The 23,989-nt window shown below is 64.7% G+C and carries 31 protein-coding genes; 14 read left to right on the forward strand and 17 right to left on the reverse strand.

Translation table 11 applies throughout. From position 1 onward, the window contains the following. Nucleotides 1-47: 47 nt before the first annotated feature. The gene (locus HWV23_RS03810; RefSeq protein ID WP_178289099.1) at nucleotides 48-677 is read left to right on the forward strand and encodes a DUF2391 domain-containing protein; all 630 of its coding nucleotides are present in this window, start codon (nucleotides 48-50) and stop codon (nucleotides 675-677) included. Nucleotides 678-695: 18 nt separating this feature from the next. Here the strand turns inward: HWV23_RS03810 and HWV23_RS03815 are convergent, their stop codons facing one another. From HWV23_RS03815 to HWV23_RS03825, 3 genes are read right to left on the reverse strand one after another with little or no spacing between them, the layout of a single operon-like run. After that, nucleotides 696-1,178: a DUF2062 domain-containing protein gene (locus HWV23_RS03815; RefSeq protein WP_178289100.1), complete on the reverse strand. Its 483-nt coding sequence runs from the start codon at nucleotides 1,176-1,178 to the stop codon at nucleotides 696-698. A 40-nt stretch (nucleotides 1,179-1,218) separates the two neighbouring features. After that, on the reverse strand, nucleotides 1,219-1,848 hold the full coding sequence (locus HWV23_RS03820) for a DUF2238 domain-containing protein (protein WP_178289101.1): 630 nt from the start codon (nucleotides 1,846-1,848) through the stop codon (nucleotides 1,219-1,221). Further along, complete coding sequence (locus HWV23_RS03825; protein WP_211693310.1) at nucleotides 1,845-2,531, reverse strand: hypothetical protein; 687 nt, start codon at nucleotides 2,529-2,531, stop codon at nucleotides 1,845-1,847. The genes HWV23_RS03820 and HWV23_RS03825 overlap by 4 nt, the downstream gene beginning before the upstream one ends. 180 nt (nucleotides 2,532-2,711) lie before the next feature. Here HWV23_RS03825 and HWV23_RS03830 point away from each other — a divergent pair, with 180 nt between their 5' ends. Genes HWV23_RS03830 through HWV23_RS03840 form a run of 3 tightly spaced genes read left to right on the forward strand, consistent with a single transcriptional unit; the run spans nucleotide 2,712 to nucleotide 3,917 of the window. Beyond that, complete coding sequence (locus tag HWV23_RS03830; protein WP_178289102.1) at nucleotides 2,712-2,966, forward strand: MTH865 family protein; 255 nt, start codon at nucleotides 2,712-2,714, stop codon at nucleotides 2,964-2,966. Nucleotides 2,967-3,019: 53 nt separating this feature from the next. Then, nucleotides 3,020-3,232 carry a hypothetical protein gene (locus HWV23_RS03835; RefSeq protein ID WP_178289103.1) on the forward strand — a complete coding sequence of 71 codons (213 nt, stop codon included), beginning with the start codon at nucleotides 3,020-3,022 and terminating at the stop codon, nucleotides 3,230-3,232. Between the two features lie 55 nt (nucleotides 3,233-3,287). Then, nucleotides 3,288-3,917: an ArsR/SmtB family transcription factor gene (locus tag HWV23_RS03840; protein ID WP_178289104.1), complete on the forward strand. Its 630-nt coding sequence runs from the start codon at nucleotides 3,288-3,290 to the stop codon at nucleotides 3,915-3,917. Here the strand turns inward: HWV23_RS03840 and HWV23_RS03845 are convergent. Together HWV23_RS03845 and HWV23_RS03850 are read right to left on the reverse strand one after the other, a co-directional pair. Further along, nucleotides 3,880-4,551 carry a metal-dependent transcriptional regulator gene (locus HWV23_RS03845; RefSeq protein WP_178289105.1) on the reverse strand — a complete coding sequence of 224 codons (672 nt, stop codon included), beginning with the start codon at nucleotides 4,549-4,551 and terminating at the stop codon, nucleotides 3,880-3,882. The two genes, HWV23_RS03840 and HWV23_RS03845, sit on opposite strands and share 38 nt — an antisense overlap. A 60-nt stretch (nucleotides 4,552-4,611) precedes the next feature. Then, nucleotides 4,612-4,917 (reverse strand): DUF7967 family protein, encoded by a 306-nt coding sequence (locus HWV23_RS03850; protein WP_178289106.1) that lies wholly within the window; start codon nucleotides 4,915-4,917, stop codon nucleotides 4,612-4,614. An 87-nt stretch (nucleotides 4,918-5,004) separates the two neighbouring features. Between HWV23_RS03850 and hisD the strand changes: the two genes are divergently transcribed. Then, a complete protein-coding gene (hisD, locus tag HWV23_RS03855) occupies nucleotides 5,005-6,270 on the forward strand; it encodes a histidinol dehydrogenase (RefSeq protein ID WP_178289107.1) in 1,266 nt (421 codons plus the stop codon). Nucleotides 6,271-6,574: 304 nt separating this feature from the next. On the opposite strand, the gene HWV23_RS03860 is transcribed toward hisD, so the two are convergent. Continuing rightward, nucleotides 6,575-6,922, reverse strand: coding sequence for a hypothetical protein (locus HWV23_RS03860; protein WP_178289108.1), 348 nt, complete (start codon nucleotides 6,920-6,922; stop codon nucleotides 6,575-6,577). A gap of 205 nt (nucleotides 6,923-7,127) precedes the next feature. Here HWV23_RS03860 and HWV23_RS03865 point away from each other — a divergent pair, with 205 nt between their 5' ends. Both HWV23_RS03865 and HWV23_RS03870 read left to right on the forward strand, forming a co-directional pair. Continuing rightward, a complete protein-coding gene (locus HWV23_RS03865) occupies nucleotides 7,128-7,394 on the forward strand; it encodes a HalOD1 output domain-containing protein (protein WP_178289109.1) in 267 nt (88 codons plus the stop codon). 74 nt (nucleotides 7,395-7,468) lie between these two features. After that, nucleotides 7,469-8,254, forward strand: a complete 786-nt coding sequence (locus HWV23_RS03870; RefSeq protein ID WP_178289110.1) for an enoyl-CoA hydratase/isomerase family protein — start codon at nucleotides 7,469-7,471, stop codon at nucleotides 8,252-8,254. A gap of 42 nt (nucleotides 8,255-8,296) precedes the next feature. Here HWV23_RS03870 and HWV23_RS03875 read toward each other — a convergent pair whose 3' ends face one another. After that, nucleotides 8,297-9,445, reverse strand: a complete 1,149-nt coding sequence (locus HWV23_RS03875; RefSeq protein WP_178289111.1) for a thiolase family protein — start codon at nucleotides 9,443-9,445, stop codon at nucleotides 8,297-8,299. Between the two features lie 292 nt (nucleotides 9,446-9,737). Between HWV23_RS03875 and dpsA the strand changes: the two genes are divergently transcribed. Continuing rightward, entirely contained in the window at nucleotides 9,738-10,283 is a 546-nt protein-coding gene (dpsA, locus tag HWV23_RS03880) for a DNA starvation/stationary phase protection protein DpsA (protein WP_178289112.1), read from the forward strand. A 12-nt stretch (nucleotides 10,284-10,295) separates the two neighbouring features. Here the strand turns inward: dpsA and HWV23_RS03885 are convergent, their stop codons facing one another. The 6 genes from HWV23_RS03885 to HWV23_RS03910 form a co-directional block, all read right to left on the reverse strand. Next, a complete protein-coding gene (locus HWV23_RS03885) occupies nucleotides 10,296-10,592 on the reverse strand; it encodes an amphi-Trp domain-containing protein (protein ID WP_178289113.1) in 297 nt (98 codons plus the stop codon). Between the two features lie 2 nt (nucleotides 10,593-10,594). Next, the gene (locus HWV23_RS03890; RefSeq protein ID WP_178289114.1) at nucleotides 10,595-10,762 is read right to left on the reverse strand and encodes a hypothetical protein; all 168 of its coding nucleotides are present in this window, start codon (nucleotides 10,760-10,762) and stop codon (nucleotides 10,595-10,597) included. Between the two features lie 62 nt (nucleotides 10,763-10,824). Continuing rightward, complete coding sequence (locus tag HWV23_RS03895) at nucleotides 10,825-11,226, reverse strand: metal-dependent transcriptional regulator (RefSeq protein ID WP_178289115.1); 402 nt, start codon at nucleotides 11,224-11,226, stop codon at nucleotides 10,825-10,827. A gap of 34 nt (nucleotides 11,227-11,260) precedes the next feature. Further along, a complete protein-coding gene (locus tag HWV23_RS03900) occupies nucleotides 11,261-11,434 on the reverse strand; it encodes a hypothetical protein (RefSeq protein ID WP_178289116.1) in 174 nt (57 codons plus the stop codon). Continuing rightward, the gene (locus HWV23_RS03905; protein WP_178289117.1) at nucleotides 11,435-12,631 is read right to left on the reverse strand and encodes an ABC transporter substrate-binding protein; all 1,197 of its coding nucleotides are present in this window, start codon (nucleotides 12,629-12,631) and stop codon (nucleotides 11,435-11,437) included. It abuts the gene before it with no gap. 75 nt (nucleotides 12,632-12,706) lie between these two features. Beyond that, nucleotides 12,707-13,663: an NAD(P)/FAD-dependent oxidoreductase gene (locus tag HWV23_RS03910; protein ID WP_178289118.1), complete on the reverse strand. Its 957-nt coding sequence runs from the start codon at nucleotides 13,661-13,663 to the stop codon at nucleotides 12,707-12,709. Between the two features lie 256 nt (nucleotides 13,664-13,919). On the opposite strand from HWV23_RS03910, the gene HWV23_RS03915 reads away from it, so the two are divergent. Further along, nucleotides 13,920-14,084 (forward strand): DUF7838 family putative zinc beta-ribbon protein, encoded by a 165-nt coding sequence (locus HWV23_RS03915; protein ID WP_178289119.1) that lies wholly within the window; start codon nucleotides 13,920-13,922, stop codon nucleotides 14,082-14,084. Between the two features lie 535 nt (nucleotides 14,085-14,619). Here HWV23_RS03915 and gcvPB read toward each other — a convergent pair. Together gcvPB and gcvPA are read right to left on the reverse strand one after the other, a co-directional pair. After that, nucleotides 14,620-16,107: an aminomethyl-transferring glycine dehydrogenase subunit GcvPB gene (gcvPB, locus tag HWV23_RS03920; RefSeq protein WP_178289120.1), complete on the reverse strand. Its 1,488-nt coding sequence runs from the start codon at nucleotides 16,105-16,107 to the stop codon at nucleotides 14,620-14,622. Beyond that, nucleotides 16,104-17,432, reverse strand: a complete 1,329-nt coding sequence (gcvPA, locus tag HWV23_RS03925; protein ID WP_178289121.1) for an aminomethyl-transferring glycine dehydrogenase subunit GcvPA — start codon at nucleotides 17,430-17,432, stop codon at nucleotides 16,104-16,106. Before gcvPA ends, gcvPB begins: the two co-directional genes overlap by 4 nt. A 171-nt stretch (nucleotides 17,433-17,603) precedes the next feature. On the opposite strand from gcvPA, the gene HWV23_RS03930 reads away from it, so the two are divergent. Beyond that, complete coding sequence (locus HWV23_RS03930; protein WP_178289122.1) at nucleotides 17,604-17,990, forward strand: universal stress protein; 387 nt, start codon at nucleotides 17,604-17,606, stop codon at nucleotides 17,988-17,990. 106 nt (nucleotides 17,991-18,096) lie between these two features. On the opposite strand, the gene HWV23_RS03935 is transcribed toward HWV23_RS03930, so the two are convergent. After that, complete coding sequence (locus HWV23_RS03935) at nucleotides 18,097-19,347, reverse strand: ornithine cyclodeaminase, nickel-pincer nucleotide-dependent (protein ID WP_178289123.1); 1,251 nt, start codon at nucleotides 19,345-19,347, stop codon at nucleotides 18,097-18,099. A 206-nt stretch (nucleotides 19,348-19,553) separates the two neighbouring features. After that, nucleotides 19,554-19,937 (reverse strand): hypothetical protein, encoded by a 384-nt coding sequence (locus HWV23_RS03940; RefSeq protein WP_178289124.1) that lies wholly within the window; start codon nucleotides 19,935-19,937, stop codon nucleotides 19,554-19,556. Between the two features lie 120 nt (nucleotides 19,938-20,057). On the opposite strand from HWV23_RS03940, the gene HWV23_RS03945 reads away from it, so the two are divergent. The 4 genes from HWV23_RS03945 to HWV23_RS03960 all read left to right on the forward strand — a co-directional run bounded on the left by HWV23_RS03945 (nucleotide 20,058) and on the right by HWV23_RS03960 (nucleotide 23,964). Next, the gene (locus HWV23_RS03945; protein WP_178289125.1) at nucleotides 20,058-20,510 is read left to right on the forward strand and encodes an RDD family protein; all 453 of its coding nucleotides are present in this window, start codon (nucleotides 20,058-20,060) and stop codon (nucleotides 20,508-20,510) included. Nucleotides 20,511-20,743: 233 nt separating this feature from the next. Beyond that, entirely contained in the window at nucleotides 20,744-21,433 is a 690-nt protein-coding gene (locus tag HWV23_RS03950; RefSeq protein ID WP_178289126.1) for an SOS response-associated peptidase, read from the forward strand. 48 nt (nucleotides 21,434-21,481) lie between these two features. Beyond that, nucleotides 21,482-23,056 carry an MmgE/PrpD family protein gene (locus HWV23_RS03955; RefSeq protein ID WP_178289127.1) on the forward strand — a complete coding sequence of 525 codons (1,575 nt, stop codon included), beginning with the start codon at nucleotides 21,482-21,484 and terminating at the stop codon, nucleotides 23,054-23,056. Then, nucleotides 23,053-23,964, forward strand: a complete 912-nt coding sequence (locus HWV23_RS03960; RefSeq protein WP_178289128.1) for a diacylglycerol/lipid kinase family protein — start codon at nucleotides 23,053-23,055, stop codon at nucleotides 23,962-23,964. Before HWV23_RS03955 ends, HWV23_RS03960 begins: the two co-directional genes overlap by 4 nt. Nucleotides 23,965-23,989: the final 25 nt, after the last annotated feature.

Consider the following 23,989-nt stretch of genomic DNA (forward strand, 5'->3'; position numbering starts at 1 on the left):
GCTTCGGTGGGGCGCAGCTTTTAGTCGGCGATAGGTGATTGTAGGCCATGAGCAGCGACGGCCCGGACCCGCGAGGCGACGGCATCGACGTCGGCGACATCCTCGACCAACTCGAGGAACTGGAGGGGTCGATTACCACCTCCGAAGGTCAGGAGGAACTGCGACACACGAAACGGATGCTGAAGCACCTGCCGGTCAGCGAGCGCATCTCGAAGTACACGAGTCGAGACCTGGGAGAGGCGTTCGTCGGCAGCATCATCTTCGGGTTGCCGCTTCTGGTCGAGGACGGCGTCTTCGTCATCGCTCAGTATCTCCTCGATTCGCTGGTCTCGGGCGTTCCCGTCTTCCTGGTCGCCAACGCCGTCTTCGTCGTCGCGCTGACGACGGGACTGCTCTATGCGGTCGACTTCCGGGAGATTCAGATCACGAACCCGATATTCGGGCTGGTACCGCGACGACTCGTCGGCGTCCTCACCATCTCGTTTCTGACGGCGGCCGGCCTGATGGTCATGTGGGGCCGGATGTTCATCGGCGACCCGACCTCCGTGGAGATGGTCGCCCGAATAACGGTCATCTGGACGGCGGCGTCCATCGGCGCCTCGCTGGGCGACATTCTGCCCGGCGAGAGCAAGGGAACCGACCTCACGCTGAGCAACATCGACGAACTGGTCAGTTAAGCGGAGACAGCGAGCGGCTTATTCGCTGGAGACCAGTTCCGAGATACCGAGGTCGCGTTCGTGCATCTCCCGGATGACGCGGAAGGCGAAGGCGTAGCCGGCGATGGTGAGGACCACGGCGATGATGAGGTTGCCGAGCAGAAGCCGTGAGACGACGTCCGGAGCGGCACTGAAGGAGACGGTATAGCTGGCGACGGAGATACCCTCGGGCGGCCCGAGCAGTTGAATCCCGAGCCAGAAACTCGCGGCGTAGACGCCCCACTTGGCGACGGGGTTGAGTACGACCACCGACGCCAGCAGCGCGATTTTGCTGACGCTCTCCGAGAGGGCGGCGATGACGCCGAAGGCGAGGACCCCGGTTCCGAAAGTCGGCAGTGCGGTGATGAAGACGCCGAGCGCGAAACTCCGGGCGACCTGCTGTGGCGAGTGCTCGCCCGCGAAGGCCGTCTCGAGTCGGGAACGGACCCTCGACCGATACTCCGAGAGCCGTCGTCTCACCATTATCGGATACACGCGAGCATTGACTATGAACGCTTTGACGCTATCGCTCCCCGAGCAGGTTCATCCGGACCGTATCAGCGAGCCCGGAGAGATGCGCCTGACCGAACGCGGCGACCAGTATCGCACCGAGGGAGTTGTACATCAGGTCCTTGACGGTGTCGTCGAGGCCGTGCTGGGCCAGCGGCATATCGACGCCCGTGGTGTTCGCAAGGATGTCAAGGCCGAACTCGAAGAGTTCCCAGACGACGCCGAACGCCAGGACGATAACGAGGACGTAGACGAAATAGAATCGTCGCGGCAGGCGAATTTCGTCGCTGTGGAGGTCCACGCCACGGGCGAAGGTGTAGCCGACGCCGGCGACGAGCGTGGCCGACATCGCATGGGTGATGTGGTCCCACCAGGGAATCTGCTGATAGAGGCCCGCCGACCCCATCGTGTGCAGAAACACCGCCAGCGTAATCCAGAGGCCGAGCCACGGGTCCAGCGGAATGTCGTAGTTCCGTTCCAGCAGCGACGGGACGAACGTGATACACAGCGCGATGACGCCGTTGGTGATGGCTTTCGGCGCGCCGACGAGAAGCCCGTAGACGACGATAGCGACCAACGCGAGTTGCATCCCGCGGGTGAGTCGCCGCTGGTTCGGCGGCGAGGGGCGCGGCAGCAGCGTCACCGGCGAATCACGCTCCGGAGGCGGCGCCGGAGTTGATGTCCGCGGCGTTTGAAGTACGCGTCGAAGAGCACGCCCGCGGCCACGCCGGCGAGGGCGACGTAGACCCATTCGACCATCAGGCCGGCGTTGGCGGCCTCCTGTGCGGTGTGGCCGGGCGGCAGGAGGTCGGCGCCCCGTTCCTGCAGGTCACCGAGCAGGTCGGTGCCGAAGGTGCGGTCCATGTTCCAGCGGACGACAGTCCAGGCGGCCGTCGAGGCCATCGTCGCCATGACGACGAAGAGGATGGCGAACCAGTGGGTCATCTGCAGTCGCGTGAACATGTGGAGTTCGACGGTGATCAGCAGCGCGAGCGCGGCAATCGACAGGTAGTAGGCGAACAGGCCGAGTTCGCCGCCGGCGTTCGCGCGGGCGAGAATCGGCAGCAACGCCAACACGAGCAACTCCCACGGGAGCATGACCTGCCAGTCACGATGGGCGACGGGCGGCAGGAGGACGATGGCCGCCGTCGTGGCGACGAAGGCCATCCATAGCCGGTCGAAGTTCCAGACCGTCTCGACGAAAACGGCTGCGAGAACCGCGACCAGCAACCACGCCAGTATCGCGTTCGTCCGGCTGCTCCGGAAGACTCGCGCGAGGACGTCCTCGGTGGACGTGGCGGTGTTCATCCCGTCGCTATCATCCATATCGACATAGCAGGGTGAAACACACTAAAAGACGCCGGCCGACGGCCGGCCCCGAGCAGGGAGGGTTACTCCGAGAGCGGTTCCGTAGCGTCCGCCCCATCACCTAAATCTTACATAGTTAAATGGAGCGGCAATGCGCAGCACAACATTAAATGGGGTGTACGTTGACCTACGTATGCAATGGTCGACAAAGACGATCTCCGTCAGCAGTTCATCGACGCGTTCGAAGGCGCAGACTACCCTGTCAACAGCCCCATGGACCTCGTGCCCGCCCTCCCGCAGGGCCCCGGCACGAAGTTCGAGTCCGGTGACTTCTCCATGACCGCCATGGAACTCAACACCAAGGGCGGGGACAGCCAGGAATTCCCGTACGATGACGTCGAGTCGCTCGTCGACGACATCATGGAAGGCCTCGAAGAGCAGGGCGAGATTTAACGCCACACAACCACCCTTTTATAGCCGTAGCACCGACCGAATAGCGACCGCTGATGCGACAGAACACGTTCGTGAAGCTCTCGGCGCTGGCGCTCGGCCTCGTCCTTCTGAGTTTCATCGTCATGGGCCTCTCGCGGCTGGTCGTCTCCGCCCAGACGGCCAAACTCGTTTCGGCACCGACGATGCTGGCCGGCGGTGCGCTCATCGTCCTGTTGACCGTTCAGTCGGCGCTTGCCGTCGCCGGCATCCGCCCGCTCGAAGAGTGAAACCACGATTTGAACTACCGCAAGGGGTATTCTCCCCCGGGGGCAATCACCGTCAATGAGTCTGTTGCCGAGTCGCCTCGAGGTGTCGTCGTCGCCCGACGAACCACGAGTGCTCGATATCGACGGCGACGCGGCCGGCGAAACCTTCGACGCCCTCGGGTCCGAAACCGCCCGCCGGATACTCGCCCTGATTTACGACGAGCCGCGGACCCCCGCCGAACTCGAAGACCACGTCGGTACCTCCCTACAGAACGTCCACTACCACGTCGACCGGCTGGAAACCGCCGACCTCATCGAACCCGCCGGCACCGGCTACTCCGAGAAGGGCAACGAGATGACCGTCTACGGGCCCGCAAGCGAGGCCGTCGTCCTCTTTGCCGGCGAGGACGGCGACAGTTCCCGCCTCCGTGACGCCCTGACGCGGCTGTTCGGCCTCGTCGCGACGGTGGGTATCGCGACTATCGTCTTCGCCGTCGTCCACGATTGGCTGACCCGAGAACCGGAACGAACCGACGTGACCTTCCAGACGGCGGACGCGCCGAGCGGGGCCGAAAGCGGGGCCGCGGCGCTGACCGCACTCGACCCCGTCGTCGCCTTCTTCCTCGGGGCCTGTGCGGTGGCGGTCGCCGTCGCCGCGTGGTGGTACTTTATGCCTCGGCTTCGGTCGTGGGCGCAGTCTCGATAAGCCGGGCGATTTCTTCGGGCAAACTCTGTTCGCCCTCCGGGGTTCGCACCGTAACGAGTCCGAACGGTGCGATTTCCAGCACTTCGAGTTCGATTCCGGGTTCGATGCCCGCGTCGGCGAGATAGCGCAGTTCCTCGTCGCCCTGATGGCGGATGCGCCGGACGACGACCTCGTCGCCCTCCTCGGCGGTCGAGAGCCGACTGGTCTCCTCGGCGTCGGGCAATCGGAGGTCGGCGTCGGGAATCGGGTCGCCGTGGGGGTCGACGCCGGGGTTGCCGAGCACCTCGGCGATGCGCTCGGTCAACTCGTCGGAGACGTGGTGTTCGAGGCGGTCGGCCTCCTCGTGAACGTCGGCCCAGTCGTAATCGAGTTGCTCGGTGAGAAACGACTCCAGCAGGCGGTGGTGCCGCAGGATTTCGAGGGCGACGACCTCGCCCTCGTCGGTGAGCGTGACGCCGCGGTACTCCTCGCGGTCGATGAGACCACGGTCTTCCAGTTTGCCCAGCATACTGGAGACTGTCGGCGAGGTCACGTCCATGTAATCGGCCAACTCGGAGGTGCCCACCCGTTCGCCCGTCTCGTTCTGGATGGCGTAGATGGCCTTTATGTAGTCCTCCATCACGGCGCTCAGCATTATCCCACCCTTGGCGACTGGGAGGGATAGTGTTTTTCGTCGATAGGACCGGACGCCCGCTCAGATGGCGTCGTCGGGCTCGTTCCGCTCGGCGGTCCGCTGGGCGGCCTGAGCGAGGTATTCCTGTTCGTCCGCGGACGCCTCGCCGAGTTCGCTCGGAGCGACATCCAAGGCGGCTTTCGTCTCCCGTCCGGGCCCCGTGAAACTCGTCAGCGCGCGCTCCTTGCGGAGGTAGCGCTCGCCGTCCAGCGTCGCGTAGGTGAGGATGATGAGGTTCTGCTCGTCGTCGCCGTAGGTGCGTTCGGCGAGCCACACGCGCACCGTGTTTCCGTCGCCGTCAGCGTCGGCCGTCCTCGTTGCGTTCATACCTAAACTACGGCCCGTGGCCGTATGAGTACATCGCCGAGTCCCACGATGGAAACCGCTTTCCGCTCCGCTACCCACGTATCGCACATGAACGTGAGAGCCGTAGCCGACCTCTCGCCCGGCGAGCGAGCGGCGCTGTTCGAACGCGATGCGGGCGTCGCCGAGGTGCGGGATTCGGTCCGCGACATCGTCGACCGGGTCAGCGAGGAAGGCGACGTCGCGCTTCGCTCCTATGCCAGCGAGTTCGACGACGTCGAGGTGGGCAACATCGACATCACCGACGAGGCGGAACGCGCCTACGAGGAAATCGACGACGAACTCCGCGAGGCTATCGAGACGGCCGCCGACAACATCGAGGCCTTCCACGAGCGACAGGCCCCCGAGGACTGGCGCAAGGAGTTCGACGGCCGGGAGTTGGGCCGCCGATACCGACCGCTGGAACGCGTCGGCGTCTACGCCCCCGGCGGCACCGCGGCCTACCCCTCCAGCGTGCTGATGGGCGTCATTCCCGCCAAGGTTGCGGGCGTCGACCACGTCGCCGTCGCCACCCCGCCGGCCGAGACCATCAACCCCGCGACGCTGGCCGCAATCCACGTCGCCGACGCCGACGCCGTCTATCAGGTCGGCGGCGCTCAGGCCATCGCCGCACTGGCCTACGGCACCGAAAGCGTCTCCGCGGTCCAGAAAATCGTCGGCCCGGGCAACAAGTGGGTCACCGCCGCCAAGGCCGAGGTTCGCGGCGACGTCGAAATCGACTTCCTCGCCGGCCCCTCGGAGTTGCTCGTCCTCTGTGACGAGACGGCCGACCCCGAACTCGTCGCCGCCGATATGGTCGCACAGGCCGAACACGACCCCAACGCCTCCGTGGTCTGTGTCACCGCCGACGAGGACACCGCCGAGGCCGTCGTCGAGGAGTGCGATCGGCAGGCCGCCGAACGCGAACGCACGGAGGTCATCGAGGCCGCCCTCGACAACGACGCCTCCGGGGTCCTTCTCACGCGGTCAATGCCCGAGGCCGTCCTCTTCGCCGAGGAATACGCCGCCGAACACCTCTCTATCGTCACCGAGGACGACGAGGGCGTACTGGACCGCATCGATTCGGCGGGCAGTGTCTTTTTGGGCGGCTACTCCCCCGTCGCCGCTGGCGATTACGCCTCCGGGCCGAACCACGTGCTGCCGACGGGCGGCCTCGCGAAGGTCACCGGCGGCCTCTCGGTCGACGATTTCGTCCGGTCAACGACGGTCCAGAAACTCGACGAGGACGCGCTTTCGGACCTCCGTGAGACCGTGACCACGCTCGCGCGAGCGGAAGGGTTGGAAGCCCACGCCGAAAGCGTCGAGAAGCGGTTCTAAGCCACTTTTTGCACGGGGCGCCTGCGGCGCTGCGGGCCGAAGGTCCTCTGGGCGCCAGTCCAGGGACCTATCCAGAGATTATTGGTACCACAGCACACACACCTAGAGTGCAAGGTCAGAAAGGACGCGCGGCCCACCACAGGCACGGAGTTCGTCTAATGGCACACAGCATTTGTACACCGAGAGCCGGCGGGGAGTTGCCCTACTTTCAGCGGCTGTCGCAATCGTTGTTAAACACTGATACCGATGCAACGACCAGACTCCAACAACTGTTCGAACACGAAACCATCGAATTCGACCTAAATTACGCGTTTCTGTCGTAGATGTGGTACGCTTGCAAACTTTTTGCCAGTGTTGCAACAGTAACAAGCAGAAGCGCAAGCGTCAGTGTCGCAAATCCGTACCAGAGATAGTACAAGCCCGCAAGGACGAGAGCAAGGGTGCCGATGACGGGGAGTACATAATAGAAGCATCGCTCACGACCGCTAAGCAGAAATACGCCACCGACACCGCAGACGGCGAAAAGGGCGATACATACCAGCCCAAACAATCCATCCGTACCTAAAAGGGTGAATGCGAAGGCCGACCCGACGATGCCGACCGCTACGGCACCCCAACCGCTAATCCGCAGACGCCACAGGCGAGTGTCCATACTCCGGTTGAATAAGATGAACATGAAAATACTACTAGATTCGCAGTCGCGTTCTCACACCGACTTCGGTCGGGGCACGTAGAAGCAGTAACACCCTGAATCAGTCGGTAGAGGGTATCGATGAAACGGTCGGTGTAGGTAAACGGGAACTAACAGATATTCTATGGTAATAACCCTCTTTTTGATAGGTAGTGCAGAAATGTCTATGGATGTTGAACAGTTTCGCTACGTAGCAGAAGAGGAGGAATCATTAAGCATGGCGGTTGTCAGCGCGGTTGCACAGGCGCATCATGAAGATATTATCGAACAGGATTGGATAATCAACAACGACATCAATACTGATGCGTTGGACGGCCTCTTCCAAGATGGACATTTGAATATGACGCTCCGCTTTGAGGCAGATACGACGACGGTCACGATCGATGCGGACGAGCGGGGTAATCCGGTAATCGAGATCGAATCACACCGCTAAGTTTGCACGCTCGTCCTATCGAGCATCCTTCCGCCGCCGGTACGGCTTTGATGCCGCCGGCCGCACCCTCACCTATGTCCTACGAGACACTCGCCGTCAGTCGCAGCGACGCCGTCGGCCACATTGCCTTCGACCGTCCCGAGGCCCACAACGCCCTGAACGAGCGGATGGGCGACGAGATGGTTGAGGCGGCCCACGACCTCGTCAGTGACGACGAGATTCGGGCCATCGCCCTGACCGGCAACGGCCCCGTTTTCAACACCGGCGCCGACCTGACGATGCTCTCCGGCGACGGGAGCGACGAACCGACGATTCGCTCGCTTGCCAGTCAACTCCACGAGTTCCTCAACCAGATGGTTCACGCGCCCAAGCCCGTCGTGACCGGCGTCAACGGTGTCGCCGCGGGCGGCGGTCTCGGCCCCGCTATCTGTGGCGACATCGTCCTCGCCGGCGAGTCGGCCCGCTTCGAGTTCGCCTACCCCCGCATCGGCCTCTCGGCGGACGGTGGGTCGACCTACCTCCTGCCGCGATTGGTCGGGCTCCGGCGTGCACAGGAACTGATTTTCCGCGACGAACCCGTCGACGCCGCCGAAGCAGAGGAAATCGGCCTCGCGACCGAGGTCGTCCCCGACGACGAACTCGACGAGCGCCTGACCGCGGAGGCCGAACGTCTGTCCGAGGGACCAACACAGGCCTATGCCGCGACCAAGGACCTGCTGGCGGAGAGTTTCGGTAACTCGCTGGAGGCCCAACTCGGCGCGGAAGCCGACAAAATCGCCGGCCTGACGAACACCGAGGACTTCTCGCGCGGCCACGCGGCCTTCGGCGGCGACGAGGATGCAGAGTTCACCGGCGAATAATCGCCCGGGATTCGTCGCGAAAAATCAGAGGTTGGAACCGACTTAGAGCCGTTCGATAATCGTCGCGATGCCCTGCCCGAAGCCGATACACATCGCGCTGAGGCCGTACTGGCCGTCGCACTCCTCGAGCTGGTAGGGCAGTTTGCCGACCAGCGCGCTGCCGGTGGCGCCCAGCGGGTGGCCGTGGGCGATGGCGCCGCCCCAGACGTTCGTCTTCTCCCAGTCGGCACCCGTCTCTTCGAGCCACGCGGCGACGACGCTCGCGAAGGCCTCGTTGACCTCGAAGCGGTCGATGTCGTCGATGTCCATGTCGTTCTGGTCGAGGATTTCCTTCGTGGCCGGAATCGGCCCCGTCAGCATCGTCACCGGGTCGACGCCGACGACGTGGGTGTCGACGATGCGGGCGATGGGGTCCCAGCCGTGTTCCTCGGCGGCTTCCTCGCTGGCGATGAGCAGGCCGCCGGCGCCGTCGACGATACCCGAGGAGTTGCCGGCGTGGTGGAAGCCGTTCTCCTGGCTGCGGAACGACGGCGGCAGGTTCGCGAGTTTCTCGGCGGTCGTACTCGGGCGCGGGTGCTCGTCTTCCTGCACGCGGACCGAATCGCCGTCGAGTTCCGTTTCGACGGGGACGACCTGGTCGTCGTACTTGCCGGCGTCGGCGGCCTCGCCCCAGCGGGACTGGGATTCGGCGGCGAGTTCGTCGAGTTCGTCCCGGGTGAAGCCGTAGTTCTCGGCGATTCGCTCGGCGCCCTCACCCTGCGTTGTGAGTTCGTCGAAATACTCGAAGTAGGTGTCCGTGACGCTCTGGCCGTCCGAGCCCATCGGAACGCGGGTCATGTGCTCGACGCCGCCCGCGATGAGCACGTCGTGATAGCCCGCTGCAATCTGGCCCGCGGCGAAGTTGATGGCCTGCTGGCCCGACCCGCACATCCGGTTGAGCTGGACGCCCGGGATCTTGTCGCCCCAACCGGCGACCATCGGCGCGAGGCGGCCGACGTTGAGACCCTGCTCGTCGACCGGCGTCACACAGCCGTAGATGACGTCCTCGATGGTTTCGGGGTCGAAGTCGTTGCGCTCGCGGAGCGCGGCCAGCGGTTCGGCCGCGAGGTCCTGCGGATGCGTGTCGCTGAACGAGCCGTCTCGCTTGCCGAACGGCGTCCGTACCGCGTCGACGATGACTGGCGTACTCATGTGTCCTGTGAACACACGGTAAGGGGCCCCTTGTGCGTTATGGTGCTTATAAACGGCTCATTCTTATGGGACGTCGGCCGACTCCGCGACTGTGCCGCCGTGCCCGCGCCCGGGGAACAGGGCCCAACGTCGACTGAGCAGGTCAATAAATATACATACGTAGACAGATACGTTTTGAAATATCACCTGTATAGGGGCTCGAAAATGCTCTCTTCGAGACTTTTAGGCGACACGAAAAATTGTTTGTTTGTTGAAAAGATTGAAGTGGGTCGCCGCCCAATGTAGAAACGAGATGAGCACACAGAAGTCCACCCGCCAGCAGGCAGGCACCGTCGAGGAGAACGCGCTTCGACTCGACACCGAGAAGGCCGAACAGATCATCGAGGCGCTGAACACGGACCTCGCGGACGCGTACGTCCTCTACCATCAGCTCCACAAGCACCACTGGAACGTCGAGGGCGCGGAGTTCCTCGAAATCCACGTCTTCCTGCAGGAAGTCTACGAGGACGTCGAGGACGCCGCGGACGAAGTCGCCGAGCGGCTGCAGGCCCTCGGCGGCGTCCCGCACGCCAGCATGACGACGCTGGCGGAGAACGCGACGGTCGAAGCCGAAGACGAGGACGTCTACGACATCCGCACGTCGCTGGAAAACGACCTCGAGATGATGGGCGACATCATCGAGAGCTACCGCGAGCACATCGCGCTGGCCGAGGGCCTCGGCGACTACGCGACCGAGGAGATGCTCCGCGAACAGCTCGAAACCATCGAGGAACACGCCCACCACATCGAACACTACCTCGAGGACGACTCGCTGGTCCTCGAATCCGCGACGAAATAAATCGGTTCTCTTCTATTCGACGTTCGGCGCTTTTTCGTCGGAACGGCCCGGCAGTTCGATTTCCAGTTCCAACTCCGGTTCGCCGACGCCGTCGAAATCCAGTTCCATCTCGACGGGTTCGCCGAAGGCAAAGGGGAGTTCCCACTCGTCGTCGACGATGGTCAACTCATCGCCGTCGCGGAGTTGTTCGCCGAGTTCGATGAGAAACTCGCCGGCCTCGGCGGCGTCGAGGCGGTATTCCTGTTCGAACTCGCGGCCGGTGCGAATAGTCGTTCGGTCCTCGGTGTCGGATGGGTCGGCGTCTGACATGGTTACTCGGTGACTGTGACAGTCAGGTCACTCGCAATCCAGCCGTCGCTGTTGCCCGATTCGATGAGCACCGCCTTACCCGGACTGCTCTCACAGAGCGTGAGCGTTGGACGGCCCTCGGTGGCCGTATCCGGCACCTCGTCAGAGCGCGACCCGATACCGTCTGGCATTACGTGTGTTTAGGTAGACCTAAACCAAAAAGCGTGCGGTTCGAGGCAACCGTCGACTCGGGTCAGTTGCCCTCGGCGGACAGCGCGTCGGGCGACGTCTGCGAGTCGGCGCCTTCGAGCAGAACGGCACCCAACCGCTCGGTAACCCGTGAACTGACGCTTCCCGCGAGTTCCAGCGCTTCGCCGTCCGGGTCTTCGAGGTCGAGCACCTCCCGGAAGAACCGCGCGAGCGTGCGATACGTCTCGTAGAGGTCGGCCGCTTCCTCGCGGCCCTCCGCGGTGAGTTCCGTACCCTCGTACGGTTCGTGGACCACGAGGCCGCGGTCGTCGAGTCGCTGGAGCATCTCCGTGGTGGCCGCGGGCGAGCGCCCGACCGCGTCGGCGACCCGTTTCGGCGACACGGGCACCTCGCCGTCCCGTTCGGCCATGTAGACGACCAGCAGGTACTGGGCAGCCTCGGTCATTCGTCGGCGGTCGGAGCCCCGGTCATGGATTCGGTTATCGGCGAGCTTTCATCGGGTTCTCGGCGGCGATGAACGCCTCGCCGTCGCCGTCGGCGAACGCGATGCCACCACAGTCGAGTCGCCGGACCTCCAGATGTGGAAGGGTCGGCACTCCGTAATCCTCGGGGTCGCGATAGCAGCCGGCGATAGTCCACTCCCGCGCCCGCATTCAGAACTCCCCGTTGATGACGTCCGCGACGCGCTGGCGGTCGAACAGCTGTTCGTCCTCGGGGATTTCCGGATACGGCCCCTCCACGTAGTCGGGCCACTCGCCGAAGGCCTCGGGATACAGTTGCTTGGCGGTCATCTCCAACTGGAAGAGGTTGAGAACTGGCCCCTGATAGCGCGCCCCCTGCGGGAAGACGCGGTCGTTCTTGACGGCGTCGATTTCGGCGGTCACCGAATCCGACTCGAAGTTCTCACGCATCTTCGAGAGGTCCGTCGACGGCTCGAAGCCGCCGAGGAACAGGATGACTTCGGGGTCGGCTTCGAGCAGCGTCTCGCTGTCGACGATAGTGCCGGATTCGATCTCGCCCTCGAAGGCGTCCTTGGGCTTCAGCGGCCGCGTGTGGGAGGTCAGGAACCCGGGATTGCTCAGGGTGTAGGCGTAGATGGTTTCGAGGTCCATCGCCGCAATCATGACCGTCCGCGGGCGGTCGGCGTCGGCCGGGAGGCCGGCCTCGATATCCGCCAGCAGGTCGTCGTGGACGGCCGCCAACTCGCGGTAGCGTTCGCGCTCGCGGAACGCCTCGGCGACGAGTTCGAACTGCTCCCAGAGCCCGTAGTACTCGTAGTCCGACACCCACTCCGGGGGTTCCTGATGGCGGTCACTCAGCGAGTTGCCGAACCACGGCCCGATGTTCTCCTCGACCTCCTGGATATCGCTTCGGCTCCAACTGTCGTGTTGGGTCACCCACGCCGGGTCCGCGAGATGGACGTCGCTGTCGAGTTCGTAGAGCGTCTCCTTGTCCGGTTCCCACGAGGAGTACAGTCCCGACCAGTCGAGCGAGACGCCGGGAAGCCGTTCGACGAACTGGTTCCACAGGCCGTCGTAGTAGTCCGGGGCGTGCAGGGCCGTAATGCCGTCACCGCGTCCGAGCGCGAAGGCCATGTCGGCGTGGTGGGTCAACCGGGTAAAGACCGTCTCCGGCGGCGACTCGAAACGCACGTCGCCGACGGGCGAGATGCCCACGGTGTAGCCGTCGTCGGTGTCACCGCCTTCCTGAGGCGTTTCCCCGCCGTCACCGCCGACGCTCGTACAGCCGGCCACCAGCCCCCCGCCGAGAGCGGCCGCCCCGTATCGCACGGTATCGCGTCTGCTTAGCGTCCGATTCGACGATTCATCGCGGTTCGCGTCGTCTCGCATTATATTTTAGGCCCGCCTAAAAACTTATAACTCCATCGGTTTTTAGGCCCACCTAATTCATCGCAGTCGGTGCAGTTAGTCGTCGGACGTCGGCCGGAGTCCATCGCCGTCGACGTATTCCCGAATCGCGTCGTCGTCGATTGCCGCCAGTAGCTCCGCGTCGTCGACGGCCGAAACCATCGTCTCCACATCCAAGCGGTCGGCAAGCGTCTCGTGGCCCTTCGAGGCTCGGGCGTCGGCCTCCGAAGCCGAGATGTAGGCCGCCATCGACTCGTCGATAAAGGCGTCGCGAACTGCGCGATACCGTTCGGTATCGGCCCCGACCGGTGCGTCCGCACCGTAGTACTCGTCGAAATACTCGACCCAGCGGTCGCGGTCGGTCCACTCCTCGGTCCGTTCGGCCTCGCGGCGAACCCAGTCGACGTTCTCCTCGGTGACCGCCGGCCACCAGTCGCCGTCCAATTTGTCGTCGGCGATGACCCGATGGGCTACGCGTGCGCCACGGCCCGCCGCCATAATGGCCTGCTTGTCCTCTTCGGACGGCGAGACGACGTAGAGGCCCTCGACCGGCGTCGTTCCGTCGGTGTCGGCATAGCTCTTGTCGAAGGTCTCGTGGGTCTCACCGTCGCGTTCGTACGTTTCGAACATCGCCGCCTCGTCGTCGAGGCCGCGCAGGTACTCGCCGTCGTAGCGCGTCGCCGCGACGACACGCCGTGCGCGCACCGACTCGCCTTCCTGTGGCTCGACGACGAACCCCCGCTCCGTCGGTTCGACGGATTCCACGAGGTCCGAAACCACCTCACAGCCAGCCGCCGCTACGTGGTCGTGCATCAGGTCGTAGAACGTCTCGATATCGATGCCCTCGGGGAAGCCGAGGTAGTTTTCGAGGTAGGCACACTGCCTGATGGACGAGCGGCCGCGGTCGAAGATGACCGTATCGAGGCCCTCCCGCGCGGTGAAAACCCCTGCAGAACAGCCCGCTGGACCGCCCCCGACGATAGCCACGTCGTACTCGTTGGCGTCGCTACCCATCCTACGCGTGACCTCCGGTTTCCCGCCCGTCGTTTCCGGCCGGAACCCACGGCCGGGACGATTCCGTCGCCATGTGTTTAGGCCCACCTAAAACAATAAAGCGTTTTCGACGTCTCGTCGGCCGGGGAGTGAGGAAGAACTAGAACAATTTCGTATAGCGCCATATAGTTCATATCGGCGTAAACGGCTCGATTTGGACGTTCAACACCCGGCCGAACCAGTAAACTACAACTGGCCTCCCTGCTAGGCCCCGTGTATGAGCCTCTCGCTGGAAGACGACTGCCCGGAGTGTGGCACCGAGGAATTCTACAAGGCCGCAAGCACCCGCCTCCACCTCGGAGTCAAGCAGAAGTGGCACTGTCCCAACTGCGATTACGGGTTCGTCACGATCAACGGCATCGACACCTCGGCGTCGGCCTGAGTCCGCGACCGCACTCGTTTCTGCCTCACTGTATCCGGAGCCTCGGCCCACCATTTCTACCCACCGCCTCCGTAACCACACCCAGTTTTTGCGCGCATAGCAAAACGACTGTGCGAGCAGCGGTTCGTCGAGTCCTCCCTCTCGCCCCCGCGGTTCAAAAAGGGACCAGTGGTGGGGGGGTAGAGCCCCGAACTCTGGAGTTTCCTTTACGGACGTCGAACCCCAGGTGTAGCTGCGGAGCTGGTGCCTGTCCAATCTCCGAGACCATCAGTGAGTCATGCTTGCTCCATTGGAGTGTTTGCCAATCACATTCTGGATCTCGCCAGCAATGAGTTTCGTCGACAGTCAAATCACCCCCGATTGACCGTTCCGCAGCCGCAGACCCCCACCTAATGACAATTATATAACTAGTTTAGTCACGAATGCCAGTCTCCTCACCGATATATAAACCACATATTGAGATATTAAATACAGATTCGCGCTAAAACCTCAGACATAGATAGCGGCCTGGTAACGGCTGAAAACGGAGAGTGTGCTATTCGTCGTCCAGCGCCTGCCAGGAGAGCCGCGGGTTTCGGGCGGCCGACACCTGATCGATGCGAGCGGCGGCCGTCCGTTCGGGGGCAGCCCCGAGCGTCTCGTCGGTGTCCGCGCGGGCGGCGTTGAACGCCGCGGCGAGTTGGTCGAGCGTGCGCTTGTTCTCGATTTCGGTCGGTTCGGTCATCAGTGCCTCGCCGACGATTTCGGGCCACTTGGTCGTTGGTGGGTGGACGCCGTAGTCGAGCATCCGCTTTGCGACGTCGGCGGCGTCCTGCTCGCCGGCCGAGGCGACGAACTCGTGGTGGAACGGGCCGAACGGCACCTCGTAGTCGACCTCCTCGGCGAGGTAGTTGGCGTTGAGGACGGCCTTCGCGGAGGCGTCCGACAGCCCTTCGTCGCCGAGACGGGCGATGTAGGCGTAGGCCTTCACGAGCACGAGCCAGTTACCCTGGTAGCCGTGGACCTTGCCGATGGAGTGGTCGGGTTCGTAGAGTTCGTACCTTCCGCCGCTTCGCTCCGCTCGCGGCGACTCCCCGCTCGCATTGCTCGCGGGGACTCCATCGGATTTCCGAACGTGTGGGTCCGGCAGGAACTCGGCGAGTTCCTCGGTGACGCCGACCGGGCCAGCGCCGGGGCCGCCGCCACCGTGCGGCGTCGCGAACGTCTTGTGGACGTTGTAGTGCATGATGTCGAAGCCCATGTCGCCGGGGCGGGCACGGCCGAGCAGGGCGTTGAGGTTCGCGCCGTCGTAGTAGAGCAGGCCGCCGACATCGTGGACCATGCCGGCGATTTCCTCGATATCGCGCTCGAAGAGGCCGAGCGTGTTCGGGTTGGTGAGCATGAGCGCGGCGGTATCATCCGAGAGGGCCGCTTCGAGGGCTTCGAGTTCCACGCGGCCGTCCTCCGAACTCGGAAGCGTCACCACGTCGTAGCCGGCCATCGCCGCGCTGGCGAAGTTGGTGCCGTGAGCCGAATCGGGAATGACGACCTCGCTGCGGTCGTCGCCGTTGGCCTCGTGGTAGGCCTTCGCGATGAGGATGCCGGCGAACTCCCCGGCGGCGCCCGCGGGCGGCTGGAGGGTGACGGCGTCCATGCCTCCGATACGCCCGAGGTAGTCCTGCAGTTCGTACTGGAGTTCGAGGGTCCCCTGCACGCTCCGCTCGGAGCGGCCCGGATGGACCGACGCGTCCGGCAGGGCCGCCACGTCCTCGGTGAACTTGGGGTTGTACTTCATCGTACAGGAGCCGAGCGGGAACGGCCCGGATTCGACCCCGTAGTTCATCTCCGAAAGGCGGGTGTAGTGGCGGGCCAGTTCCGGTTCGCTGAGGCTCGGCAGTTCGACGCTGTCGCGGGTGAGGTCGTCGGGCAGCGAGGAATCGACCTCGACTTCCTCGGTGTGCTTCTCCGAGAGCAGCGGTTCGTAGGTATCCTCGTCGTCGACCCAGCGCGCCTGGTCGTAGGTGAGGGGTTCGTCGTCGGTCATCGTGCAGCCTCCTCAAAGGCGGCGACGAAACCGTCGATTGCGGCCTCGTTGGTCTCGGTTACACAGACCTGTACCTCGTGTTCGCCGACGGCGTGGACCGCATAGCCCGCGTCTTCGAGGTCCGAAACGACGGCGGAAGCGGGCTGGTCGGTCCGGGCGACGAACTCCCGGAAGTGATGGCGGTCGTGGACTGGCGCGCGAACACCCTTGATGCCGTCCAAGCGGTCGGCGAGGTCACGTGCGCGGACGACACAATCCTCGGCGAGGTCGACGAGGCCGTCGGCGCCGAGCCATGCAACGTGCATCGCGGTCCGGAGGGCGACCCACGCCTGATTCGTACAGATATTGGAGGTCGCTCGCTCCCGGCGGATGTGCTGTTCGCGGGTCTGGAGCGTGAGCGTGTAGGCGCGGCGGCCGTCGTCGTCCTCGCTGGCGCCGACGAGGCGGCCGGGCACCTGCCGGAGGAACTCCTCGCGGCAGGCAAAGAGGCCGAGACCCATGCCGTAGGCCGTCGGCAGGCCGAGCGTCGCGGCGTCGCCGACCACGACGTCCGCGCCGACGCTTGCGGGTTCTTCCAGAAGGGCGAGGGCGACGGGGTCCGACCCGAGGACGAAGAGCGCGTCGTGATCGTCGGCGATGTCGCCGATTTCGTCGAGGTGCTCCTCGATAGTGCCGCGAACCGTCGGGTTCTCGGCGTAGACGACGAGCGTCTCGTCGTCGACGACATCGGCGAGGGCATCGGTATCGACGTTGCCGTCGTCCATCGGGTAGGCCTCGACGGCGATATCGTGGCCCGTGAGGTAGTTTTCGAGGGTGCCGCGGCGGCCCGCCTGTAGGGATTCGGGAACGAGCACGCGCGAACCGTCTGCCTCCCGAACCCGCGTCGCGAGCGTGGCGGCTTCGCCGAGTGCGGTCGCGGCGTCGTACATCGAGCAGTTGGCGACGCCGAGGCCGGTCAACTCCACGAGCATCGACTGGTATTCGAAGAGCGCCTGCAGGAAGCCCTGGGCGACTTCGGGTTGATACTGGGTGTAACTGGTCAGAAACTCCGAGCGGAGCGACAGGTGGTCGACCATCGAGGGGACGTAGTGGTCGTAGTGGCCACGGCCGAGGAACTCGACGAGGTCGTCGTTCTCGCCGAGCATGCGGCCGACGTGTGACCGAACCGCCTGTTCGCTTCGCGCGTCGATGCCGAAGGCACCGTCGAAGCGGACCTCCGCGGGGATGTCGAAGAGTGCCTCCTCGCTTTCCGCGCCGACCGCCGAGAGCATCGCCTCGGTTTCGGCGTCGGTATGCGGCGCGTAGGGGCTACCGTTGGCTGTCATAGGAAACTGAGCGTGTCCGACCGTTACGTGGCATGGCTAATGATTGCCCCGGTTCAGGTCGCATCCTGTTGTATACCTGAGCGCAGTTTTATTCCTATATATACACGAACGTGTGTGAGACAGTCGATTCGGCGACCGGTTTTAAGACACCTCCGGGCGAGGTATCACGTCATGACGACGTTCCTTGCAGCGACGAACACCGAGGCGACGAGCAAGCGACTCCGACGCTATCTGAAGGACCGCGTTACCGAGGACGATACCGTCTACGTCGTCAACTCGAAACGCGGCGAGGACACGCCGGACGAAGAGATTTACGAGGGCCAAGACGCGATGAAAGCGCTCGCTGAAGGCCTCCCGAACGCCGAAACCCACCAGTTAGTACGGGGGAACGACCCCGAGACCGACATCGAACTGTTCGCCGACAAGCACAACGTCGACGAGGTCGTCATCGGCATCCGCCACCGGAGCAAGACCGGGAAGATGATTTTCGGCTCGACGGCACAACAGGTCCTGCTTTCCTCCGATTTGCCCGTCGTCGCGATTCCGCTATCGAGTTAGACGAAAGCGAGCAAACGCACTGGTTCGGCGGCCGCAGACTGCTGCCGAGAAAATTGAGACCCATCAGCAGCACCAGCAGCGCTGCCGCCACGGCCGCCGAACCGTATCAGTCGTCGAGTTCGACGGCGCCATCCTCGAGCAGGTTCTCCGCGAGGATGGGAACGAAGGTTCCGATGTCGGTCACCATCCCGACCGCCTGCGCGGACCCGCGGTCCAGCAGTTGGGTGACCGTCGCGGGGTTGATGTCGACACAGACGACCCGCGCCGTCGACGGGAGACAGTTGCCCACCGCGACGCTGTGCAGCAGCGTCGAGAGCATCAGCACCATATCGGCATCGCGGGCCTGCTCGCGGATGGCGTTCTGGGCCTCGACCGCGTCGGTAATCGTGTCGGGAAGCGGCCCGTCGTCGCGAATGGACCCGGCGATGACGTACGGGACGTCCTTGTCGACACACTGGTACATGACGCCGGATTCGAGTTTGCCGCTCTCGACGGCCTCCTCGATGCCGCCCTCGCGGATGATTTCGCTGATGGCGTAGATGTGGTGTTTATGGCCGTGGCGAGCGTGGTCCAGCGTCTCGGTGTTGACCCCGAGCGAGGTGCCGTAGAGGTCCCGTTCGATGTCGTGAACGGCGAAGCCGTTACCGATGGAGAGACCGTCGATATAGCCGTTCTCGACGAGGCGCGCGAGGTCCTCGCGGGCGCCCGAGTGGATGAGCGCGGGGCCGGCGACGACGAGAACGTTACCGCCCTCGGATTTCGTCTCCTCGATGGCCTCGGCGATTTGCTGGATGGTCGATTCGGAGGGCCGCTCGCTGGAGATGCCGCCCTGCATGAAGCCGAAGGCCCCCTCCTGACCGCGGGGACGCTCGGGCGGTTGGACGCGGATGCCGGCGTCGCCAGTGACGATGCGGTCGCCCTCCTCGATGGCGTTGAGGACCTTCGTGTACGCGCGGACGCCGTCCTCGGCCTCTTCGACGATGACGGCACAGTCCATCTCGATGTCCTCGACTTCGACCCATTCGCCGTCGTAGCGAATCTGGGTGGGATGATTGGTCGTCGAGTAGAAGCCGTGCGGGACGACCTGGTCTTCCGGCGCCTCCTCCAGTTTTGCGTCGCTGGGGTCCGCCGGGTTCGCGCCGCGCTGGTGGAGGTCGTGGACGATACGCTGGAGGGTATCCTCGTCGTCCGCGGTGACGAGCATCTTGGCGTACGATTCCTGGTCCTTCTGGCGGCCGATGTCGAACTCCTCGACGTCGAAGGAGCCGCCGTGGTCCATGACGATGCTGAAGGCGGCCTCCATCATCCCCGAATCGATGATGTGACCCTCGAGTTCGACGACACGAGAGACGCTCATACGAACCGAGAGGGAAGCCCCCGATAAGTCGGTTGTGGGTCCGAACTGACGCCGCAAGCGCCGACCCGACGGCGTCACTACGGGAAATCGGGTCGAAATTGGGAGAATACTCAAGGGGCGTCTTGGCTACCGTATAGATGGGTGCGACGTGGAGAAAGGGCCACCAGCACCCGACGAGAGGCACCCTGTTCCACCCTACCCCCGCTTTATTCGGCCCGACGGCGAACGTGCCACGCCGTCTCGCTCCGTGCGACCAACCGCTCGTAGAGCGCCCGCAGTCCCGCCGAATCGGTGTTTGGCAGGACGTGGAACTCGATGCGCCCGTCCCGAACCGCGACCCGAAACGTGTCGCCAGTCTCCTCGTCGTGGACCAGATACAGCGGCATCGGTAAATCGAACCAGTCGCCGTATCGATAGAGGTCGTCCTCCAGAACCGCCTCGACCAGCGACGCTAACTCCGGGTCCTCGTAGTCGTCCGCGGGCGTCAACAGGAACACGGTTTCGCCGTCGTATTCGACGCCCCCGCGCCGCGGGTAGCGACGTACCGGGCGCTCGGGGATGGCGAACGTCGGTGTGTCGTCGTCGGCCACACGGTTGATACGCCCCGATATCGTTTAAATTCGCTGGCGATACCGCCTATATATCGGTGGCATCCCCGAGTCCCCCCGGAGTGAGTGGCATTTATCTTCTCGCCGGATGCAGACACGCCCATGGTCTCTCTCGAACGACCGCAACCTGAGCTGGGTACCGAAGGCGACGTCGTGTTCAAGCGAATCGCGGCGTTCCTGATAGACGCGGTTTTGTTCGGCGTCGTGTTCGGTGTCTTCACTAATATCGTTGCAACGATTTCCGAGACGCTGGGGCTCCTCGTCGGTGGATTGGCTACCGTTCTCTTCTTCGCCTACTTCATCTACTTCGAGGCCGAATACGGCCAGACCGTCGGCAAGATGCTGATGGATATCATGGTCGTCACCGAGGACGGCAATCCCATCGACTACCGTGAGTCGGCCATTCGGACGGTCCTCCGTATCGTCGACGCCCTGCCGTTCTTCTACCTCGTCGGCCTCGCCGCCATCTATTTCACCGACCGGAATCAGCGGCTCGGCGACCTGCTCGCAGACACCATCGTCGTCGAGACCAAAGAGAAGGTCGACAAGCTATAATTTAAATACGAACACGCGGCCAGCCGCCCCGTGGTCTGACCACGGCCGACGGCTGGTCGAGGCGGGAGTGTGGAGCGCCGCCGTTGGATAGCGAGACGCGACCGAAGGGAGCGTCTCGGAAAGGCGAACGGGCCGTAAAACGGCCCGTGAGCCACGAGGGTCTCGCTCCGCTCGGCCCTCGCATGCTCCGCCTGTTCGCCACCTATAACGCGACCCACCGCGTAGCCGTCGGTATGTGCGGCCGGTACAGTCTCTTTACGCCCCCGTCGGAACTCGAATCCCGGTTCGACGCCACCTTCGACGCCGATTTCGAACCGCGGTACAACGCTGCCCCGAGCCAGCAGTTGCCCGTCATCACCGACGAGGCGCCCGAGTCCTTCCAGCGCCTCGAATGGGGCCTGCTTCCTGGGTGGGCCGACGAAAGCGACGAGGGCCACATCAACGCCCGTGCCGAGACTGCCGACGAGAAGCCGGCGTTCGCCGAGGCCTACGAACAGCGGAGATGCCTCGTCCCGGCCGACGGCTTCTACGAGTGGGCCGACCGCGGCGACGGGAAACGCCCCTATCGCGTCGCCTACGAGGACGACCGTCCCTTCGCGATGGCCGGCCTTTGGGAACGGTGGACCCCCGAAACCCAACAGACCGGCCTCGATGCCTTCGGCAGCGACGGCGCCGACCACGGCGAGGCCGACCCGGTCGAGACGTTCACCGTTCTGACGACGGAGCCGAACGCCGTCGTCGAGTCGCTGCACCACCGGATGGCCGTCATCCTCGACGCCGACGAGGAACGCGCGTGGCTCGACGGCGAGGACGTGTCGCTCGACCCCGCACCAGCGGACGAGTTCCGTTCCTATCCGGTGTCGACTGCCGTCAACAACCCCGCGAACGACAGCCCCGAACTGGTCCGGCCGGTCGACGGATAGCCGTCGAGGACCGAACGCCTAAGCCGCCGGCAGTCGACGGCTTCGGCAATGAACCTCAGAGACCGCATCCCGCTCGTCGGCACCGACGAGGAGATGCGTCCCTTCCTCGAACGGGCGTCGGCGTGGGCGACGGCCCTCGAATACGGCGATATCCCACGACAGGTCCGGGATGCGGCCAAATCCCAACTCGTGAGCACGGTCGGCGCGGCCGTCTGGACGACCACCCATCCACTCGGGCCGAAAATCGCCGAGGCAATCGATACGTCCGGGCGTGACGCGACCTTTCTCGGCGGCGGGACGGCCGCGCCGACGGCGGCAGCAGCCGGCAACGCCGCCCTGTCGATGGCACTGGATTTCGACGATACCGTTCTCGGCGGCCATACCGGCCACAGCAGCGTCTTCGTGCCACTGGCGTACGCGGAGGCGACGGCCGCCGACGGGAAGCGTGCCCTCGTCGCGCAAATAGCGGCCAACGAGGTCGCCGCACGGCTCGCCTCGGCCGCCGCCATCGGCCCGTTTCGCGGCCAACAGACCGCGTACATCCACGCCGTCGCCGCGGCGGTCGGCCGCGCAGTCATCGAGGGCGACGACGCCGATACCCTCGCTGACGCGCTCGGGACGGCGCTCCTTCAGCCGCCGTGGCCGCTCGACGGACCGTTTCTCGGCTCGGACGCGAAGGTCTGGACCGCGAACGACCCGATTCGAGCGGGCATCGCCGCCGTCGACTCCGCCCGAGCGGGGCTCTCCGGTCGCCGTGACCTCGTCGAGAGCGAGGGCGGCTTTCTCGAATCGTTTTCCGACCTCCCGCTTTCGGAGTTCCTCGGGGGCTTCGACGAGCGGTGGCACACCCGCGCGGTGACGGTCAAGGCGACGCCCGGCTGTGCCTACGTCACGGCACCAGTCGAGGCCGCACTGGAGGCGCGAGGTCGGCTCCCACGCGGTCGCTCGGAGATACGGCGCGTCGACGTCTACGGCTCGCTGTTCGCCACTGAGGTAAACGACCGCGCCTCGCCGTATCTCGACCGCACCGAGAGCCCGGTTTCGGCGCTTACCTTCACCGTCCCGTACAACGTCGCCGCGGCGCTGGCGGACGGCGAACACACGCCGCGACAACTCGGCGAGCGGGTCGGCGACGAGAGCGTCTGGGAACTCGCCGACAGAGTGACGCTCCACCACGACCCCTCGTTTACGATGGCCGCGCTGGAATCGGAGGTACCGGTCGGGGCGATGCTCCGCCGCGTCGGCCTGCCGGTGTTGCCATACGCCGCGAAGACTGTCGGCCTCGGGCAGACCCTGCGACACCTGCCGACGCTGGCCCGGTTCGTTCGCAAGCGTCCGCTGCCGACGGACCTCTCGGATGCCGACAAGCGCATGGGCGCCCGCGTTGAGGTGACGACGACCGACGGCCGGACCGTCGAGGCGACGGTTGACCACCCGGCCGGGTTCGCGGGCAAGCCGCTGGCTGAAACCCGTGCCGTTGCCCGCAAGAAGTGTCGGACCGGACTGGAGGCCGCGGGCGACGACGAACCGACCGCTCGCGGGAAGGCCGACGACCTGTTGGCGATTCAGTCGGCGAGCACGGTTTCCCTCGATGGATTGCTTCCCACGAAGGAGACACGATGACACCCGACCGCGTCGGTGCGGTCGTCAATCCGCATGCCGGGTCGGGAAACGCCGCCGAACTGTTTGCCGACCTCGCGGCGTGTTTCCCCGACGCGGAGGTCGACGCGCGTATCACGACTGGCCCGGATGACGTGCCGGTCGCCGCCAGCGAGCAGGCTGACTGGGCCGACCTCGTCGTCCCCATCGGCGGCGACGGCACGCTCCGAGAGGTCGCGGCGACGCTGGTCGACATCGAGTCAGAAACGCCGCTTTTCGTCGTACCGGCGGGACGCGGGAACTCCACGTATCGGCACCTCTACGGCGACGAGGACTGGCGGGCGGTCGCTCGGCAACTTGCCGGCGGCATCGACCCACAACCGCTCGAAGTCGGCCGCGTCGAGGCCGACCCCGAAATCGAATCGACCTACTTCCTCCTGGGGTTCACCGCGGGGCTGTTCCGGAGCGCGCTGGACAACGCCGAACGCCTCCGGGCGCTTCCCGGCCCGCTGGCCTACGTCCTCGCAACGGCGGGCGCCGCCCTCGTCGACGACCCTGTCGAGGCGTCGGTCGATGTCGACGGCGAGCGCCTCCACGACGGGCCGGCCCGTCTCGTCGCCATCGGCGGCGGCCGCTACCGAGGGAGTGATTTCGCCCTGCTTCCGGATTCCCGTCCGGGCGACGGGACGCTTCACGCGCTCGTCGTCGAACCCGCCGGAGTTCGTGGGTCGCTGCGACTCGGTATGCTGGCTCGAACGGGACGGCTCCGGGAACATCCGGCCGTCAGTTATGCGACCGGCGAGCGGGCGACCGTCCGGTCGGCCGCCGGCCTGCCGGTGGAGATGGACGGGACGCCGATACCGACGCCGCTCTCGCGGGCAGCGATATCGGTCGTTCCGGCGGCCCTCTCGGTCGCGTACCCGTCGGGATGAGGTTCGAGCCGTGGGCGGCCCCACC

It is taken from the genome of Natronomonas halophila, assembly GCF_013391085.1.
GTDB lineage: Archaea > Halobacteriota > Halobacteria > Halobacteriales > Haloarculaceae > Natronomonas > Natronomonas halophila.

Bases quoted from the DNA above. Each gene is read 5' to 3' on its own strand.
- dpsA (WP_178289112.1), top strand. From the start codon at position 9,738: ATGAGCACACAGAAGTCCACCCGCCAGCAGGCAGGCACCGTCGAGGAG.
- HWV23_RS03905 (WP_178289117.1), bottom strand. From the start codon at position 12,631: ATGCGAGACGACGCGAACCGCGATGAATCGTCGAATCGGACGCTAAGC.
- HWV23_RS03840 (WP_178289104.1), top strand. From the start codon at position 3,288: ATGAGTCTGTTGCCGAGTCGCCTCGAGGTGTCGTCGTCGCCCGACGAA.
- HWV23_RS03845 (WP_178289105.1), bottom strand. From the start codon at position 4,551: ATGCTGAGCGCCGTGATGGAGGACTACATAAAGGCCATCTACGCCATC.
- HWV23_RS03945 (WP_178289125.1), top strand. From the start codon at position 20,058: ATGGTCTCTCTCGAACGACCGCAACCTGAGCTGGGTACCGAAGGCGAC.
- HWV23_RS03830 (WP_178289102.1), top strand. From the start codon at position 2,712: ATGGTCGACAAAGACGATCTCCGTCAGCAGTTCATCGACGCGTTCGAA.
- HWV23_RS03955 (WP_178289127.1), top strand. From the start codon at position 21,482: ATGAACCTCAGAGACCGCATCCCGCTCGTCGGCACCGACGAGGAGATG.
- HWV23_RS03860 (WP_178289108.1), bottom strand. From the start codon at position 6,922: ATGGACACTCGCCTGTGGCGTCTGCGGATTAGCGGTTGGGGTGCCGTA.
- HWV23_RS03815 (WP_178289100.1), bottom strand. From the start codon at position 1,178: ATGGTGAGACGACGGCTCTCGGAGTATCGGTCGAGGGTCCGTTCCCGA.
- HWV23_RS03915 (WP_178289119.1), top strand. From the start codon at position 13,920: ATGAGCCTCTCGCTGGAAGACGACTGCCCGGAGTGTGGCACCGAGGAA.
- HWV23_RS03960 (WP_178289128.1), top strand. From the start codon at position 23,053: ATGACACCCGACCGCGTCGGTGCGGTCGTCAATCCGCATGCCGGGTCG.
- HWV23_RS03825 (WP_211693310.1), bottom strand. From the start codon at position 2,531: ATGGATGATAGCGACGGGATGAACACCGCCACGTCCACCGAGGACGTC.
- HWV23_RS03890 (WP_178289114.1), bottom strand. From the start codon at position 10,762: ATGCCAGACGGTATCGGGTCGCGCTCTGACGAGGTGCCGGATACGGCC.
- hisD (WP_178289107.1), top strand. From the start codon at position 5,005: ATGAACGTGAGAGCCGTAGCCGACCTCTCGCCCGGCGAGCGAGCGGCG.
- HWV23_RS03910 (WP_178289118.1), bottom strand. From the start codon at position 13,663: ATGGGTAGCGACGCCAACGAGTACGACGTGGCTATCGTCGGGGGCGGT.
- HWV23_RS03835 (WP_178289103.1), top strand. From the start codon at position 3,020: ATGCGACAGAACACGTTCGTGAAGCTCTCGGCGCTGGCGCTCGGCCTC.
- HWV23_RS03930 (WP_178289122.1), top strand. From the start codon at position 17,604: ATGACGACGTTCCTTGCAGCGACGAACACCGAGGCGACGAGCAAGCGA.
- HWV23_RS03810 (WP_178289099.1), top strand. From the start codon at position 48: ATGAGCAGCGACGGCCCGGACCCGCGAGGCGACGGCATCGACGTCGGC.
- HWV23_RS03900 (WP_178289116.1), bottom strand. From the start codon at position 11,434: ATGCGGGCGCGGGAGTGGACTATCGCCGGCTGCTATCGCGACCCCGAG.
- HWV23_RS03865 (WP_178289109.1), top strand. From the start codon at position 7,128: ATGGATGTTGAACAGTTTCGCTACGTAGCAGAAGAGGAGGAATCATTA.
- HWV23_RS03885 (WP_178289113.1), bottom strand. From the start codon at position 10,592: ATGTCAGACGCCGACCCATCCGACACCGAGGACCGAACGACTATTCGC.
- HWV23_RS03950 (WP_178289126.1), top strand. From the start codon at position 20,744: ATGTGCGGCCGGTACAGTCTCTTTACGCCCCCGTCGGAACTCGAATCC.
- HWV23_RS03870 (WP_178289110.1), top strand. From the start codon at position 7,469: ATGTCCTACGAGACACTCGCCGTCAGTCGCAGCGACGCCGTCGGCCAC.
- gcvPA (WP_178289121.1), bottom strand. From the start codon at position 17,432: ATGACAGCCAACGGTAGCCCCTACGCGCCGCATACCGACGCCGAAACC.
- gcvPB (WP_178289120.1), bottom strand. From the start codon at position 16,107: ATGACCGACGACGAACCCCTCACCTACGACCAGGCGCGCTGGGTCGAC.
- HWV23_RS03875 (WP_178289111.1), bottom strand. From the start codon at position 9,445: ATGAGTACGCCAGTCATCGTCGACGCGGTACGGACGCCGTTCGGCAAG.
- HWV23_RS03850 (WP_178289106.1), bottom strand. From the start codon at position 4,917: ATGAACGCAACGAGGACGGCCGACGCTGACGGCGACGGAAACACGGTG.
- HWV23_RS03895 (WP_178289115.1), bottom strand. From the start codon at position 11,226: ATGACCGAGGCTGCCCAGTACCTGCTGGTCGTCTACATGGCCGAACGG.
- HWV23_RS03935 (WP_178289123.1), bottom strand. From the start codon at position 19,347: ATGAGCGTCTCTCGTGTCGTCGAACTCGAGGGTCACATCATCGATTCG.